Here is a 14,798-nt window from a genome sequence, read left to right as displayed (position 1 = left end):
GGAGAACACCGGGCGTGCCGTCAACCGTCAGCGTCTCGTCAGCGCCAGTGAGTCCGCCACGAGCCAGGCAACCCCGATCAAGGCGATATTCACGGCGTTCTCGCTCCAGATCCAATGGCTGGAGGGATTGGCCAGCAGCATCGGCCCGTGCACCAGCAGGGTGAAGGACGCGTACATCGCGGTCAGCAGGATCGCGGCGAGGCGGGCGCGCACTCCCGTCAGGATCGCAACGCCTGCCGCGATATGGCCAAGCCCGGTCGCACAAGCCCAGAACTCCTGCGAAGGCGGCAGCCATTTCGGGACCAGCGGGGCGGTCAGGTTCATATAGACAAAATGCGCCCCACCGAATATCAGCGCACAAACGCCGAACATCAGTTGAGCCACGCGTGTCAGGCGTGCGGCCAGGGCTGCATCGATCCTGGCGTTGGCGGCGTAGACGAGCAGCCCGCCCGCCGTGATCGCGAGCTGCTCGGCGATGCCTTCGTACGTACCGTATTGGGTGTAATGGGCGAGCAGTACGCGGCCATTCAGCAGGATGACGACAACGACCGCGTAGTAGACGCTGAGCGCCGCGGCCCCCCAGGCCACTGTCCGACGCCACTCGACGGCCGCGCCTGCAGCGAGCATGAACACCGCGACGGCATAGGCCAGCGCGGTACGGTCGGGGAAGTTCCTGGGCACCGGCTGCCCGGTGTCGAAGGTTCCCCACGCCAGACAGAGTGCGCCCAACGCCATCACACCCAGGCCGTAGAGGCGCCAGCCGAAGGCCATCGTGGTTTTTTCCGCAGTCATCGCTCTTCCCCTTCAGTGGCGAACGCGCAGCCGTCGCGAAAACCAAGTGTCGGACACCATGCAGGGCGATGAACAGTGTCTCCAACGCTCTTGTTTGTGCCCGAACCTTGGTCACGACTTCGGAACAGTCGCGCCTTCGCCACCTTCCGGCCACCTCCTCGAACTCAGGCGGCGATCGGTGCGTTGCGCGCGTAGTCGGCTATCTGGCCGCGCAAGGCGGCCTGGAATGCCGGCCGCGCCTCGCAGCGCTTGACGTAGGCATCGAGCGTCGGAAAGCCGGCCACCAGATCCGTGTGCCGGATGAACCTCAGCACGGTAGTCATCAGAACGTCGGCCGCCGAGAAACGGCCCAGCAGATAATCGCGACCGTCGAGGCACTCGGAAAGCGCGGTCAATCGGGCCATCGCCTCCTCGACCGCCCCGGCACGTCGCAGCTTCGCCCATGCTTCGCCGGCGTGCAGCTGATCCAGCACAAAAAGATTCCACAGCGGCGGCTCGACGGTATTGAGCGCCGTGAACATCCAAGTGAGCGTTTCGGCACGCCGGCCGGCAGGCATCAGTGCCTCGCACCGTTCGGCGATGGCATGGACGATGGCGCCCGATTCGATCAACGTGTCGTCGCCGGATTCCACAACCGGCACCATGCCGAAAGGATGCTTGCGCCGATAGGCCTCGGAGCTGCGCTCCTCGGTATCGATCCACCGGCTTTCATAGGCAAGCCCCGCCTCTTCCAGCGCCCAGCGCACGCGCAGGTCGCGCACCAGCCCCTGGGCAAAAGGCGGCACCCAGCTGAAACCCCACACGGCAATCTTTTCCATCTCGCTTCTCCTCACGGTCACTCTGTCGATGCCGGTTGTCCCGGCGCGTTGGTTGGTGATCGTGAGAAAGGTTGCGGCCGGGCCATCGCCAGGTGGGAGTGACAAGTGTGGCGCGATTGAATTGGGTTCGCGCAAAGGGACTCGCTGATCACAGCCGCGGCGCGTGCGAGGTGAGACGATCTCCTCGGTGCGTTGAAGCGGGTTCGACGCTATGGCTATCAGGGCGTCCAATCCGCGTCATCAATGACACTAGGCAGAGGAGAGTCCAAGGCATGGCAGCCGGACCGACATTCCTGGGATTGGATCGTCAGCCCCCGACAGCCCTCCAGCCTCCAGCCTCCGCCGATTTCAGCCTTCGGGGATGTGCAAATTTTCGAGATCGACGATCAATCCGGGGCCGGTCGGCTTCCATTCCAGCTTTCTCCGTGTCTGTTCGCTGGAGGCGGGCACGTCGTGCGCGGCAAACATGGCGAGCCAGCCGAAAAAGGCCGGAGCCTCTTCCTGGCCGATGGATTTGACCGGCAGTTTCAGGCGTCGGCCAATGGCTTCGGCGATGTCGCGCATCGACACGCCCTCCTCTGCGACCGCGTGATACCTGGCATTCGGCTCGGCCTTTTCGATCGCCAACCGGTAGAGGCGGGCAACGTCGAGAACGTGCGCTGCCGGCCAGCGATTGAGTCCGTCCCCGACATAGGCGCACGCGCCCTTCTCACGGAATATCGCGATGGCGCGGGTGACGAGGCCTTGCGTAACCGTGTCGTGGACTTGCGGGAGGCGCACGACGGAGACGTTGACCCCGTCCGCGGCGACAGCGGCGGCCGCTTCTTCCGAGGCTGCGCGCGGATGCACGTCGCAGCCGATGATCGCATGGTCTTCCCTGGCCGGCTGACCGGGCACGGTATTGGCCAGCCCGGTTCCGGAGGTCACGATCAAGGGCCGGCCGGAGCCGGCGAGAACCGAGCCCAGCGCCTCGATCACACCACGATCGTCCTCGCAGTTCTGGACGAATCTCGAGAAGTCGTGGTTGAAGGCCAGATGGATGACGCCGTCCGATCGGGCGGCCCCCTCCTTGAGGCTGTCAGGGTCCGCGATCGACCCGCGATAGACCTCGGCGCCGGCGGCCGCCAGAGCCGGCGCCTTGTCGTCCGAACGGCAGAGGCCGATCACCTGATGGCCCGCCGCGATCAATTCCTTCACGACGTTCAAGCCGATGTTTCCAGTAGCACCCGTAACAAACACACGCATGAGCCAGGTCTCCGAGTTTCGTTGGAGACCAATGTCGCCGTAAAATCTATCCCGGTAAATTAGTGAAATCATCATAGTAAAATGACTAACAGGATCAGCGAGCGTCCGGCTGCCGAGAACCCGTTAGGGACCTATCTGCGCGATCGCCGCACCAGGCTCGACCCGGCCGTCCTCGGCTTTCCCCCGGAGCGTCGCCGCACCTCCGGCCTGCGCCGCGAGGAAGTGGCGCAGCGAGCCAACATCAGTCCGACCTGGTACACCTGGCTGGAACAAGGGCGCGGCGGCGCACCCTCGGCCGAGGTGCTCGATCGGATCGCGCGTGCGCTGATGCTGACGGATGTCGAGCGCGAGCATCTCTTCCTGCTCGGCCTCGGCCGTCCGCCCGAGGTCCGCTACAAGAAGAACGGCGGCATCACGCCGCGGCTGCAGCGCGTTCTCGATGCGCTGGACCCCAGCCCCGCCCTCATCCGGACCGCGACCTGGGACGTGGTCGGCTGGAACCGGGCAGCCACCGTCATCCTGGGCGACTACGGCTCCGTACCGCCGCATCAGCGCAATGTGCTGCGCACGCTCTTCCTCGACCCGCGTGCCCGCGCCGTGCAGTACGACTGGGAGAGCGTGGCGCGCCACGTGGTGGGCGCGTTCCGCGTGGACGCCGCGCGCGCAGGGGCCGCGGCGGAGGTGGAGCCTCTCGTCGATGAACTCAGCCAACTCAGTCCCGAGTTCAGAACGATGTGGCGGGACAACGACGTTCGCGGCACCCATGGCGAAGCCGTCAAGCACATCCGCCACCCCGCGCTCGGTCCGCTGGCGTTCGAATACTCCGCCTTCGCGGTCGACGGCCGGCTGGACCTCAGCATGGTGGTCTACAACCCGGCGACATCGGAGGACGCCGACAAGATCAGGTCGGTGATGGAATGTCGGTGACGCCGTGGCAACAGAGGAGACGGAGGTAATTATTCGAAAATTGATTACCTCCATCCTTATCTCGTTCCGCCCTACTCCGCCGCTTCAGGCGCGCCCATGCTGCCCTTGCTGTACATCCCGGAGCGATCGAAACAGCAGGCATTGCGCTTGCCGCACGCCAGCTTGTCGCATGCGGTGGCGATGCGCTTGCCGCGCGTCTCGGCCTTCTTGCCAGAGGTGATCCAGTGGATCCAGTCGCGGCGCGCCACCGGCGTGATGTCGGCCCATGTCGCCTTGGCGTCCGCGTTGGACGCCAGCGCCTTGCGCAGGTCGGCGGGTACCTTCGGTTCGGGCTCCTTCTCCACCGGCGCGATCTCCAGCGCGACGCTGTCGCCCGCGGCGACCCCCGCGGCCTCGCGCAAGGCCTTGTCGATCTTGAGCCAGTGACTGCCGTGGCCATCCGGTTCCAGCGTCGCCTGGAAGGGCCGGTCTTCAAAGCGGCCCTCGACGGTGACCATGCTCCGCGTCGGCAGCTTCGCGCTCGCGGCCACGGGCAGCACCAGGAAAGTCCACGCCGCGCCCTTGGGTATCGCGGGGCGCGACAGCTTCGCCCTGAACTTGATCACCGCGGTAGGTTTGGCCATGGCGAAACGGTAGCACCGGTCCTCGCGATCGACGAAGCGGGACCAGTTGGCCCCGTACGCTATCCACGTGGGTGATCAGTGCCGCCATCGGGCATGCGTGCGTGGGGAAAGCGCCTCTGCGGCGATTGGTGAAATAGATGAGGGCGGATGGAAGAGCGCATCGAGCGCATTTTCGAACGTCAGGTGCTGCAGCGCAGCTTGAATGTTTTCTATTTGAAAAATAGATTCATATATGAAATTTCGCAGTTCGGGTGTTCCGGCCCGTATCGCCACTCGTGGCCGCAAGGCAGACATCGAAGGGGATATATGCAATGAAATCGCTGATTCATGCCGTATCGCTGGCGTCGATGCTGGTGGCGTCATCCGCCTCGGTGGGCGCGAAGCAGGTGCCGCAGTTGCCTTCGTCTCATCCGGTTCCCGCGATCCAGGACACCGAAACACCTGCGCAGCGCGATGCGCGCATGGCGCAGTGGCGGCAGGCGCGGTTTGGCATGTTCATTCACTGGGGGCTGTATGCCGTGCCGGCGGGTGTCTGGCAGGGCAAGCCGGTCGACGGCATCGGCGAATGGATCATGTACAACGCGAAAATTCCCGTTGCCGACTACAAGAAACTGGCATCGCAGTTCGATCCGACGAAATTCGACGCGCACGCCTGGGTGGCCCTGGCGAAAGCCGCGGGCATGAAATACATCGTCATTACCGCGAAGCATCACGATGGCTTTGCGATGTTCGATTCGAAGGCCAATCCTTTCAACATCGTGGATGCGACGCCGTTCAAGCGCGATCCCTTGCGGGAGCTCGCCAGGGAAGCACAAAAGCAGGGAATCAAGCTGGGTTTCTACTATTCGCAGGATCAGGACTGGACTGCGCCAGGCGGCGCCGCGCTCACGTTCGACAAGTCGCATGACGGCCACTGGGACAAGGCCCAGCTGGGCAGCTTTGCCGAGTATCTGCATACCAAGGCCATCCCGCAGTTGAAGGAGCTGCTGACCAACTATCAGCCGTCACCGGCGATCGTCTGGTTCGATACGCCCACTGCCGACATGACGCCGCAGCTCGCCTCGGAAATCGTCGCGCTGCTCAATCAGCACCCGAACCTGATCTGGAACAATCGTCTCGGCGGTGGCTACAAGGGCGACACCGAAACGCCGGAACAGAGTGTTCCCGCGCAGGGCTACCCGGGCCGCGACTGGGAAACCTGCATGACGATCAACGACACCTGGGGCTACAAATCGACCGACACGAATTTCAAATCGACGCAGGAACTGCTGCGCACGCTGGTCGATGTCGCGAGCAAGGGCGGCAACCTGTTGCTCAATGTCGGACCCGACGCACAAGGGGTGATTCCCGCGCCGGAAGTGGAGCGCCTGCAGGCGATCGGCAAATGGCTCGATGTCAATGGCGAATCGATTTACGGTACCGGCCCTACGCCATTTCCCGGTGCTCGCGGAAAGTTTTCGACCACGGATAAAATGCTCGGCGGGAACAAGCTGAAGTGGATCCCGGCCTGGGATTGGCGCGCCACCCAGAGGCCGGGGAAAATCTATATTCACCTGTTGACCTGGCCGGGCAAGGCATTCCACCTGGCGAACGCAAATGTGCAGGTCAAGCAAGCCTATTTCCTTGCCGATCCGAAGCGTGCGCCGCTCATCTACACGCAAAAGGGAGGTGCGCTCGATCTGCAACTGCCCGGCAAGCCGCTCGATCCGAACGACACGGTGGTCGTGCTCGAGACCGACTGAATCCCGGCTGCTGCAGGAGGATGAAGCTCGGCGTTGCGCTGTAGCTGCCAGGTCCTTTTAGACGTCCCTACGGCGCACCTCGAACAACTCCGATTTGTAGGAGCGCACCCTGTGCGCGAACCCCGTCACCGCATCGCACCGTGCTTTCGCGCACAGGGTGCGCTTGTATGTTTGGTCCCGGCGAGCGAGAAAGAGCTTGCCGGGGTTCCCTCCGCAAAGAAGCGCTTCCCCGCGAGATCACATCGCCGTGGGCGGCAATCGTCCGGACAAAGCGGTCGAGTGCAGCGACCTTATCGAGACTGATGCCGAAGGCTAGGCGCCTGGAAGCGATATCGCCACCCCAGCTCACAACTGCTGGATCAACTGGGTGTGCCGGCATGAATTCGTGGGGAAACCTCAGGGACAGAGCCGAGTTTCTACGACGCTTGCCTCAGGAAAGCGCGCGCTGCCCCCGTCTCCCGCTACTGATAGGTCGGGTGCTGCCGCACGACGCAGGACGCGCCGCCCGAGGGCCAACGCGCGAGCAGCGCGAGATAGGTGGCCTGCTCCTCGCGCACGCCGGGTTTCGTACCGTGCGGCGGTTCCAGCCGCTGCTCATCATGGATGTCGTCGATGATGTCGTGCAGCTTCTCCGCGTCGCGGACGATGGCGTCGCCCATGATCGACAGCGTGACGTCGGATAACTCGGCATGATCGCTGCAGGTCACCACATTGCCATGGGCCCGCAGGCTGCTCAGCAGCAGGTTGATCTCGTCGAGCTGATTCAGGGTGACACCGAAGAGGTGGCGGTTGCCGGCTTCATCCATCACCGGCTCGGCGGCGTTCGGTGCGGCGGCTTCCGTGCAAGCCTCTGCTTGCGCATCGGCCTCGCCTGCCGCCGCCATGTCGCCACGCTCGGCCGGCCGGGAGAGTTCGTCCAGCACCTGCCCGATCTGCTCCTTCAGCAACTCCATGCAGATCGCCACTTCGCCCGGGCGAATCTCCGCATACCACTCCCGATCCTCGTCCGGCCTGCGCGGTCGCGCCAGGTTGGCCAGAAACTCCACATACTCGCGCAGCTGCTTCAGCCGCAGCTGGCTGTCCTCCGGCAGGAAATAGCCGGTCGTTTCCAGATCATCCGCATCGAACGTCGACATGGTCGCCTCCTGGTTCCATAGAAGTGCCCATCTGAAAGGATCAGAGTCGGCTTCTACAACTCTTCCTCGAGAACGTGCACTCTGACTCCTGTTTCCGTACCTCGCATGGCAACCATAATGCAACTGAAACGTGGCATTGTCAACAACCGAAAGTCGCCTGATCGCGAACGTGCGTGCGCAACAATGCAACGCACCTGCTAAACGTCGCCATGCGCAAGCACCGGGGACGATGCGACAACAGGAATTTGAATGGCCGCACCCTACGAGAACTTCGCGAATCGCCTGCGAAAGGCGCTGGACCGGACCGGTTTCGTACAAGGACGCGGAAGAACGAGCGCCCTGGCGGATCGCTACGCCGTATCGCGGGAAACAACCCGCAAATGGCTCACGGGCCTTGCCCTGCCCGAACTCCCTCGCATCATCGAACTGGCCAAGGATTTCGACATCAGCCTCGAATGGCTTGCCACCGGGCGCGGGCCCATACCGCTGGGCGTGGGAGAAACCAGCGCCGTCTATCGGCGGCTGACCGACAGCGAGGGTCGCCTGCTCGACGCGTTCCACAAGCTGCCCGAGCCCAAGCGGCAGTTGCTGGTGAAGTTCCTCTCCTAAAAACAAGAGGACGGGGACACGGCCCAGGGTGACCCCGTTTTGCTGCGCCAACTACTCTCTTTGTCGGGTTTCGGAATGGGTCATTGGTCCTGAACTGCTTCGACCTGAATGCGGAGGGTGACTTTCATGTCCATTCCGAATGACTTGCCGCCATCCAGTCCGAATTGGTCCCGCTGGAACGTCCCCAGCGCGTCGGCGCCGCAACGCAGCCGTGGCTTCAACATGAAATCGGGGATGCATTTGAACCTGTCGATGGCGAGTGTCAGCGGCTTGGTCACCCCGCGCATCGTCAACGTGCCGACGGCCTTGGTCGGCGCCCCGTCGACGAAATCCGTGAGCTTGCCGCGATAGTGCGCGGTCGGATACTTCGCCACGTCAAACATGCCGCACTGCGTCTGACACATCGGTGCGCTTGCGCCGAGCATCACCTTGTTCAACGCCGGATTGCCGAAGTCGATGCTGGCGATGTCGACGGTGACATCGACACTGCCGGTTTTGCCCACCGTATCGAGTGTGGCGGTGCCCGTGCTGTGATCGAACTTGCCGCGCCAGATCGACAAGCCCATGTGGTCCGCTTCGAAGCTGGGGTACGTGTGGTCCGGATCGAGGGTGTAATGCACCGGCGCGGACGCGGCGGTGGCCGTGGTTGTCGTCAGCAGCAACAGCATGGCGAGCTTGTGAAGGCGCATCGTGGTTTCTCCGTGACATGGACATGGTTGAGGGTGGCTGACCGAATGTCGGCTTTCCGAATGTCGGCTTTCAGGGTTGCGACGAACGGCAACGCTGCAGATCGACATCCTGTCCCGCTCGCCGAAATGGCCGGTGTGCATGATCACCCACATGAAAACCACCAGCCGTCCTGCCGCCAAATCGAAGGTCGCCAAGCCCACGCGGGACGCCTTCGTGCGCCTTGCGGCCAGTTCCACGGCCGTCGAGACCGGCCGGCCCATCGGCAAGATAGAGCGCGCCCTGCGCGCGACGGCAAGTTCAGCAGCCTACAGCCGGCGCGCTGACCCTTTCGGTCAGCCCGGCGAAATGGTGACCCGGTTCGTCCCCTTCTTAATCCGAACATCCGTTCATCCATGTCGAAAACGTCGAATGCCGTTCGTCGAATGGTAGGCAGCACCACTACGCTGCCTCTCAACCAAACTGGAGCATATCCACCGTGCCACGAATGATTTTTGTGAACCTTCCTGTTGGCAATCTCGACGCGTCCATGGACTTCTACAAATCCATCGGCTTCGAGAACAACCCTCATTTCACCGACGAAACGGCGGCGTGCATGGTATGGAGCGAGGCCATCCACGTCATGCTCCTCACGCACGCCAAGTGGCGCACTTTCACGAATCGCCCCATCCCGCCCACTGGCTCAAGCGAAGTCATGCTGGCGATCTCACACCTCGAGCGCGAAGCAGTCGACGCCATGAGCGAGGCGGCGGCGGCCAACGGCGGAACCGCCGACATCAATCCCGTGCAGGACCTTGGCTTTCTGTACAGCCGCAGTCTGGCCGACCCCGACGGACATGTCTGGGAGGCCATGTGGATGGACCCGGCAGCCATTCCCTCGGGCGATCAGCCGGGCTGAGCCAGCCAACATACCGATCAATCTGCGCAAGCGACAAAGCGGGGCCAGGTTCATTCGTCTGGCCAAAAGTGAACCTGGCCCCGTGTTCGATCTTGGCACCGCATGAAACACAGCGGCTGGTGGCCAGAGGCAAGACGGGACATCATGATCTCTGACGCAGATCGGAGACGGGTTTTTGCGTGCCTATTGACCTGAGGATGCTCTGAATAAGCCCCAGCGCAAAGTCTGGAAGCCTTTTATCCCGACGACTAGCGGTGGCAGGCGTTGCACAACGGCTGCGGCTCAACTTTGTGGGAGCGACTTCAGTCGCGACGGTGTGGCAGCGCGCCGCGCCGCCCAGCTGTACACCGAACAGTTGCGACGCTGCGGGCCGCTGCTGCGGCCATCGCGACTGAAGTCGCTCCCACAGGCGGAAGCTTGTTCAGGTGTTCCCTAAATTACCTCCGGCCGCTGATCTCGCGGGACTGACAGAACCTGCGGCCGAAATCCGCACTGTATAGCGGGTGGTCAACCAGGGAGAGAACCTCATGCCCAAGACACATTCCGGTCACGCCGTTGCTTGCCTGCAGGTGGGCGCCTTGGGAATAGGCGAAGACCACACCATGGCCGCTGGACGCAACCTGGCGCTTTGGCTCATCGAAAACGGTCATGTGCAACACCTGTTTGTCGAATTTCCCGCACCGAACTACGGCCAGGCACTCAATGCAGCCATACAAGCGGCCGGAACACAGCCACCGCCGACGCGCCAGACCCTGGCGCAACAGATGAACTGGGAGAATCGCCACCTTCCCGCCATCCCGTTGGGTGAAGTGATGGCGGAGGCGTTGCTGCGAGGGGTCACGGTGCACCTCGCGGACGATTCGATGCAGATGGTGCACCCCAACCGCTTCGCTCGAAGACACACCACTATTCAGAACGTATTTCGCCAAGTCGCCGGCCAAGTCGGGACACCCTCGGCGGCAGGCGCGGTCGGTTGCCTGCTCCTGTGGGGAGGAGCCCACTTCGAGGGCAACCACGCGCTCGACAACTACATCATCAACCTACCCTTCGTGATCATGGATTGAAGCCAAAGTGCCATGAACGGATTCCGCCGGACCGGCCGCTTCAATACCCCGGCCTCCCGCAAGGATGCTCGCCCCATGAGCAAGGGATGCGTGTGACCTCCGCCCCGTTATCGGGCCACCATGTCAGGCGCCGGGGCGATGCCTGCAGCCATCTGAAACTATCTGGAGACAGCCATGGGATTGTGCGGTAGCAGGATCGCAGCCATCGATCAGGACCCCGACTCGGTGCCAGTTCACTCCACGTCGGCCACGATGGAAAAACTGCTGGAAGAAATGCAGACCCCATCGACCACCGTTACGGTCACTCTGTTGTCCGACCCTCATGACATCCCTTATCCCGATGGGGCACAGGCGGTGAAGAACACCGAGGTGACGGTTGCCACCCGTTACCGCGCCCGGTGCACCGGCATAGGCTGCATCGCGGAAATCGGCGACAAGGTTTTCCTTGTCTCGGACTCGTTCGCACCCTGCGTTCCCATCATCGTTTTCAACGCGAACGGTGCGTGGCTCGCGCACTCGTTCGGCCTGTCGGGCGTAGATCAGGTTCGAAAAGTCGCAATCGCGCACAATGACTGCGATATCATCATCAGCAAGAAACATGCGCGAAGTGCGCAGATCGCCCGGGCGATCTTCGAACAACTGGGGGAGTTTTCTGTCCAGCTCCTGGACGTCGATATCAGCGGCACGATAGGAGTCGTGGTCAGCGCGGTCAGCAAGACCATTCTGGTCTATCGCCAAACCTAGCCCTGCGTTGCACATCGACGTCGCCGAAGAAAACGCGCCGTGAAACACCGGAGCAAAAATTTCTCGTGGAGACCTGATCAGCATCAAAACTCAGCCGTCACCGTTCGCCCTGAGCGTAGGCCCGGACGGCCGCTGTCGAAGGATCGCCCGGGACGGTGCTTCGACTTCGCTTGCTGGCGCAAGCTACGCTCGGCACGAACGAGTGTTGGCGACTGAAAATCAGGGCCCGTCGGGTCGCCCCAAAGCCTTGCTAGGGAAACTCCGATTTTGCTCGTCATCCCAGCGAAGGCTGGGATCCAGCGTCTTTAGGGCGGTCTGAATAAGTCCACTGCGGCCTGGAGAAGGGCGCCCCTTGTGGGAGCGACTTCAGTCGCGATCGCGTAGCAGCGCGCTGTGCCGCCCGATTGTGCATCGAGCCGCTGCAACGCCGGGATGCTGCAGGCCGCTGCCGCGGCCATCGCGACTGAAGTCGCTCCCACAATCTCGGCGACGAGCAGAAGCTTGTTCAGACGTTCCTTTAGCCCATTAAACAGAAGGACACTGGATTCCTGCCTTCGCAGGAATGACGAGCGAGCTGCCGATTAATCGGACCTTTCCTAGGGATTCTTTGCGTCGAACGGAATGACCGATCCCATGTTGAGCGAGCCAAGCCGCCCCGACCTGATGTGATAGCTCCCCGTCAACAGGACACTGCGGGCCAGCGTTCCATTGGGCACGACCGCGCGAATCTGCTGAAGCATGTGGGTATCACGCAACGCCAGGCCTTCGGCCGAAGTCTCCGCAGGCCCCGTCATCTTCCCCTTGCCTGCCGAAACACGGGTGTTGCAGTCCACCAGGAAGATATTCACGCCTCGCCGCACCGCGAACTCCATCAACCGGGCTGTCTTGACCGGGTTCGTCTTGTCGCCGGGCCACATGAGGCTGGACTGGGCTCTGAATTCCTGCCATGCCGGAATCTGGCTGATGTCCTCGGAGCCCGCTGCGCGGTCCCTCAACCAGCGACCCAGCGTTTGGCCTCCCGGGAAGTCGAAACCCAACTCGGCGGGCACGAACTCGACATCCTCCAGGAACAAATTGTCCACGACCCCATCCTGGATCAAGTTGCACAACAGTCCGCGAGGATGCGGATTGACATGCGTTTCGCCGATCATCAACCCACGCGCCCTGACATCCAAGTTCGCGGCGCGGCGCAATTCCCCGGCTCGTTGCAATTCCTCTTCATCGAATGGCATCGACCTACTCCTCAGTCCGAACGTTCGCTATCGAATCTAAAAAACAGAAATCAGAGCACACATGCTTTTAGGCCGGCTCGTCGAATGGCCGACCCCGGTTTCGCCAAGGGCGATCGCCTTAAGGATGGTCTGAATAAATCCACTGCGGTCTGGAGAAGGGTGCCCCTTGTGGGAGCGACTTCAGTCGCGATCGCTAGCAGCGCGCTGCGCCGCCCGATTGTGCATCGAGCCGCTGCAACGCCGGGATGCTGCAGGCCGCTGCCGCGGCCACGGCGACTGAAGTCGCTCCCACAATCTCGACGACGAGCAGAAGCTTGTTCAGACGTTCCTTAATTCGGCGCCCAGTCGTGGAAGTGATGCCGGACGTGGCCGGCCGGCATCTGGCTTGGCCAAAGCCGAGGCCGTCGAAGTCTTCCCTAGGATAAGTGCGTGAAACCGCGCCGGATCCGGTCACAGGGTGCGGGGTTGTCCCCTTCCGCACACCGGCCCATAGCGCTACATCGTCTTGGACGATCAGAAATTATCCTTGAAACCTTCTCCGCCGACATGGCGGGCCCGATGGACTGCATCATCCTGGCCCGGGCATCACGCTCAGGGGGTGGACAGGACGATAGGGCTTCGATGAGCATAAACGACAGATGCTTGTCCCTTCCACGCCGCCCGACGAACTGCTGCAGCTGCTGCCCGACGCGGTGGTGCAAACGGACGCGCTCTGGATCATCACCTACCTCAATCCCGCCTGGCACAAGCTCACAGGCCATTCGCTGGATGGAGCGCTCGGCAAGTCTCTGCTCGACTTCGTGCATCCCGACGACACGGGAACCTTGCGATCAGGCATGCCGGTGTTCCGGCTGCGCATGGCAAACTCGGACTATCGCTGGATGCGTCTGCAGATGCATCCGAAGTCCGATGCAGCGAATCGAGTGATCAGTCGCCAGGGCGTTCTGATCGAGATCACCGAAATCACCGAACAAGTATTGATGGAGGTCCGCCAGCGCTTCCTGCGGCTGCTGGAAACCATCGACGGCGTCGTTTGGGAAGCAGAGCTCGGCGTGGGCAATACGTTCCTGAGTCCGCAGGTCGAGCGCCTTTTCGGCTACACGGTCGAAGAGTGGCGGTCCGACCCCGGTTTCTGGCGGCAGCATGTGCATCCCGACGACTTGGCCGAAGCGCTGGTCATTGACGATGCCGCGTACCACGCAACGCACAGTTACGCGTACGAGATGAGTTACCGGTTGACTGCCAAATCCGGCAAGGTCGTATGGGTGCGCGACCTGTGTCGCGTCGATGTCGACAAGGGTCGCCCGAATCGCATGATCGGCCTGATGATCGACGTGACCCAACAAAAAAAAACCGAACTCGAGCTGGTGCAATCCGACAACCGCTATTCACTCGCCACCCGCGGATCCAATGACGGCATCTGGGATTGGAACCTGCAAACGGATGTCTTGCATGTGTCCCAGCGCTTCAATGAGATTGTCGGGCTGAGCGACACCGGCAACCTGCATGATGACGGCTGGCATTTTCTGCAACAGCTCATTGATCCCGATGACCATGAGCGCGTGCAGATGGCGTACCGCAGGCACCTGTCGGGCAACCGCCCGAACTTTTCCGTCGATTTTCGCGCTCGTCATGGATCGGGGCGATTGGTGTGGCTCAATTGGCGCGGGGTGGCCCAATTCGAAAACGGCGTTGCCGTTCGGATGGCCGGGTCGTTGAGCGACCTGGCGGAACGCGGCAGCTCCTACGACGCATTGACCAACCTGCCCGGCCGGCCCTTGTTCCGCGATCGCCTTGAGCACGCCATCGCGCTGCATCAAGACGGCGCTTCGAAACGTGGTGACACGCTGACACAGGGCGACAACACGATGTTCGCAGTGCTGGTGCTGGACCTCGACCGGTTCAAGGCAGTCAATGACACCCTTGGACACCATGTAGGCGACCAACTGTTGCAGCAAGTTGCGCGCCGGCTCGAGTCCTGCGTGCGGGCTGTCGATCTTGTCGCCCGCATGAGTGGCGATGAGTTCAACGTGCTGCTCGAGTCTGTCGATCACGCGGGTGCAGCCGACCGGGCCCGACAGATTGCCGCCGCCCTCGGGGCCCCCTATCAGATCGGCATGCACACAGTGACCAGCGTCGCAAGCATCGGGGTGGTCAGCAGCCAAGCCGGCTTCGCGACAACCGATGACTACCTGCGCGCCGCCGACGCCGCCATGTACCAGGCCAAGAGCCATGGATTGGGCGTGTGCGTTTTTTCCGGATAAGGAAAAGGGGACACCAA

Annotated in this window: 15 protein-coding genes; 8 read left to right on the top strand and 7 right to left on the bottom strand. The window is 62.3% G+C overall.

Annotated features, from left to right (window positions below):
• Positions 1–27: 27 nt before the first annotated feature.
• From ACFPPB_RS02955 to ACFPPB_RS02945, 3 genes are all read right to left on the bottom strand, one after another.
• Positions 28–792 carry a DoxX family membrane protein gene (locus ACFPPB_RS02955; protein ID WP_377324243.1) on the bottom strand — a complete coding sequence of 255 codons (765 nt, stop codon included), beginning with the start codon at positions 790–792 and terminating at the stop codon, positions 28–30.
• A gap of 164 nt (positions 793–956) precedes the next feature.
• The gene (locus tag ACFPPB_RS02950; protein WP_377324241.1) at positions 957–1,841 is read right to left on the bottom strand and encodes a glutathione S-transferase family protein; all 885 of its coding nucleotides are present in this window, start codon (positions 1,839–1,841) and stop codon (positions 957–959) included.
• 117 nt (positions 1,842–1,958) lie between these two features.
• The gene (locus ACFPPB_RS02945) at positions 1,959–2,855 is read right to left on the bottom strand and encodes an SDR family oxidoreductase (RefSeq protein ID WP_377324239.1); all 897 of its coding nucleotides are present in this window, start codon (positions 2,853–2,855) and stop codon (positions 1,959–1,961) included.
• An 81-nt stretch (positions 2,856–2,936) separates the two neighbouring features.
• On the opposite strand from ACFPPB_RS02945, the gene ACFPPB_RS02940 reads away from it, so the two are divergent.
• A complete protein-coding gene (locus tag ACFPPB_RS02940) occupies positions 2,937–3,782 on the top strand; it encodes a helix-turn-helix transcriptional regulator (protein ID WP_377324237.1) in 846 nt (281 codons plus the stop codon).
• Between the two features lie 71 nt (positions 3,783–3,853).
• Here the strand turns inward: ACFPPB_RS02940 and ACFPPB_RS02935 are convergent, their stop codons facing one another.
• Positions 3,854–4,405, bottom strand: a complete 552-nt coding sequence (locus tag ACFPPB_RS02935) for a YdeI/OmpD-associated family protein (protein WP_377324235.1) — start codon at positions 4,403–4,405, stop codon at positions 3,854–3,856.
• Between the two features lie 311 nt (positions 4,406–4,716).
• Between ACFPPB_RS02935 and ACFPPB_RS02930 the strand changes: the two genes are divergently transcribed.
• Complete coding sequence (locus tag ACFPPB_RS02930; protein WP_377324233.1) at positions 4,717–6,147, top strand: alpha-L-fucosidase; 1,431 nt, start codon at positions 4,717–4,719, stop codon at positions 6,145–6,147.
• A gap of 461 nt (positions 6,148–6,608) precedes the next feature.
• Here the strand turns inward: ACFPPB_RS02930 and ACFPPB_RS02925 are convergent, their stop codons facing one another.
• Positions 6,609–7,283, bottom strand: coding sequence for an XAC0095 family protein (locus ACFPPB_RS02925; RefSeq protein WP_377324231.1), 675 nt, complete (start codon positions 7,281–7,283; stop codon positions 6,609–6,611).
• A gap of 249 nt (positions 7,284–7,532) precedes the next feature.
• Between ACFPPB_RS02925 and ACFPPB_RS02920 the strand changes: the two genes are divergently transcribed.
• Complete coding sequence (locus tag ACFPPB_RS02920; protein WP_377324229.1) at positions 7,533–7,892, top strand: helix-turn-helix domain-containing protein; 360 nt, start codon at positions 7,533–7,535, stop codon at positions 7,890–7,892.
• Between the two features lie 80 nt (positions 7,893–7,972).
• On the opposite strand, the gene ACFPPB_RS02915 is transcribed toward ACFPPB_RS02920, so the two are convergent.
• Positions 7,973–8,734, bottom strand: coding sequence for a YceI family protein (locus tag ACFPPB_RS02915; RefSeq protein ID WP_465269342.1), 762 nt, complete (start codon positions 8,732–8,734; stop codon positions 7,973–7,975).
• On the opposite strand from ACFPPB_RS02915, the gene ACFPPB_RS02910 reads away from it, so the two are divergent.
• The 4 genes from ACFPPB_RS02910 (at position 8,733) to ACFPPB_RS02895 (ending at position 11,285) form a co-directional block, all read left to right on the top strand.
• The gene (locus tag ACFPPB_RS02910; protein WP_377324227.1) at positions 8,733–9,011 is read left to right on the top strand and encodes a hypothetical protein; all 279 of its coding nucleotides are present in this window, start codon (positions 8,733–8,735) and stop codon (positions 9,009–9,011) included. The genes ACFPPB_RS02915 and ACFPPB_RS02910 overlap by 2 nt on opposite strands.
• Before the next feature lie 55 nt (positions 9,012–9,066).
• The gene (locus ACFPPB_RS02905; protein ID WP_377324225.1) at positions 9,067–9,477 is read left to right on the top strand and encodes a VOC family protein; all 411 of its coding nucleotides are present in this window, start codon (positions 9,067–9,069) and stop codon (positions 9,475–9,477) included.
• Between the two features lie 527 nt (positions 9,478–10,004).
• Positions 10,005–10,541 (top strand): hypothetical protein, encoded by a 537-nt coding sequence (locus ACFPPB_RS02900; RefSeq protein ID WP_377324223.1) that lies wholly within the window; start codon positions 10,005–10,007, stop codon positions 10,539–10,541.
• A gap of 252 nt (positions 10,542–10,793) precedes the next feature.
• Positions 10,794–11,285 (top strand): hypothetical protein, encoded by a 492-nt coding sequence (locus tag ACFPPB_RS02895; protein ID WP_377324221.1) that lies wholly within the window; start codon positions 10,794–10,796, stop codon positions 11,283–11,285.
• A gap of 596 nt (positions 11,286–11,881) precedes the next feature.
• Here ACFPPB_RS02895 and ACFPPB_RS02890 read toward each other — a convergent pair.
• Positions 11,882–12,517, bottom strand: a complete 636-nt coding sequence (locus ACFPPB_RS02890; RefSeq protein ID WP_377324219.1) for a hypothetical protein — start codon at positions 12,515–12,517, stop codon at positions 11,882–11,884.
• A gap of 638 nt (positions 12,518–13,155) precedes the next feature.
• Between ACFPPB_RS02890 and ACFPPB_RS02885 the strand changes: the two genes are divergently transcribed.
• The gene (locus ACFPPB_RS02885) at positions 13,156–14,781 is read left to right on the top strand and encodes a PAS domain-containing protein (RefSeq protein ID WP_377324217.1); all 1,626 of its coding nucleotides are present in this window, start codon (positions 13,156–13,158) and stop codon (positions 14,779–14,781) included.
• Positions 14,782–14,798: the final 17 nt, after the last annotated feature.

Source organism: Rhodanobacter terrae (assembly GCF_042657005.1).
Classification (GTDB): Bacteria; Pseudomonadota; Gammaproteobacteria; order Xanthomonadales; family Rhodanobacteraceae; genus Rhodanobacter; species Rhodanobacter terrae.
The sequence above is the reverse complement of the archived record's forward strand: the minus strand, read 5'-3'. Positions and strand labels throughout refer to the sequence as shown.

Excerpts from the sequence above, each read along its gene's own strand:
- ACFPPB_RS02955 (WP_377324243.1), bottom strand. The coding sequence starts at position 792 with ATGACTGCGGAAAAAACCACGATGGCCTTCGGCTGGCGCCTCTACGGC.
- ACFPPB_RS02945 (WP_377324239.1), bottom strand. The coding sequence starts at position 2,855 with ATGCGTGTGTTTGTTACGGGTGCTACTGGAAACATCGGCTTGAACGTC.
- ACFPPB_RS02940 (WP_377324237.1), top strand. The coding sequence starts at position 2,937 with ATGACTAACAGGATCAGCGAGCGTCCGGCTGCCGAGAACCCGTTAGGG.
- ACFPPB_RS02935 (WP_377324235.1), bottom strand. The coding sequence starts at position 4,405 with ATGGCCAAACCTACCGCGGTGATCAAGTTCAGGGCGAAGCTGTCGCGC.
- ACFPPB_RS02930 (WP_377324233.1), top strand. The coding sequence starts at position 4,717 with ATGAAATCGCTGATTCATGCCGTATCGCTGGCGTCGATGCTGGTGGCG.
- ACFPPB_RS02925 (WP_377324231.1), bottom strand. The coding sequence starts at position 7,283 with ATGTCGACGTTCGATGCGGATGATCTGGAAACGACCGGCTATTTCCTG.
- ACFPPB_RS02920 (WP_377324229.1), top strand. The coding sequence starts at position 7,533 with ATGGCCGCACCCTACGAGAACTTCGCGAATCGCCTGCGAAAGGCGCTG.
- ACFPPB_RS02910 (WP_377324227.1), top strand. The coding sequence starts at position 8,733 with ATGAAAACCACCAGCCGTCCTGCCGCCAAATCGAAGGTCGCCAAGCCC.
- ACFPPB_RS02915 (WP_465269342.1), bottom strand. The coding sequence starts at position 8,734 with ATGTGGGTGATCATGCACACCGGCCATTTCGGCGAGCGGGACAGGATG.
- ACFPPB_RS02905 (WP_377324225.1), top strand. The coding sequence starts at position 9,067 with ATGATTTTTGTGAACCTTCCTGTTGGCAATCTCGACGCGTCCATGGAC.
- ACFPPB_RS02900 (WP_377324223.1), top strand. The coding sequence starts at position 10,005 with ATGCCCAAGACACATTCCGGTCACGCCGTTGCTTGCCTGCAGGTGGGC.
- ACFPPB_RS02895 (WP_377324221.1), top strand. The coding sequence starts at position 10,794 with ATGGAAAAACTGCTGGAAGAAATGCAGACCCCATCGACCACCGTTACG.
- ACFPPB_RS02890 (WP_377324219.1), bottom strand. The coding sequence starts at position 12,517 with ATGCCATTCGATGAAGAGGAATTGCAACGAGCCGGGGAATTGCGCCGC.
- ACFPPB_RS02885 (WP_377324217.1), top strand. The coding sequence starts at position 13,156 with ATGCTTGTCCCTTCCACGCCGCCCGACGAACTGCTGCAGCTGCTGCCC.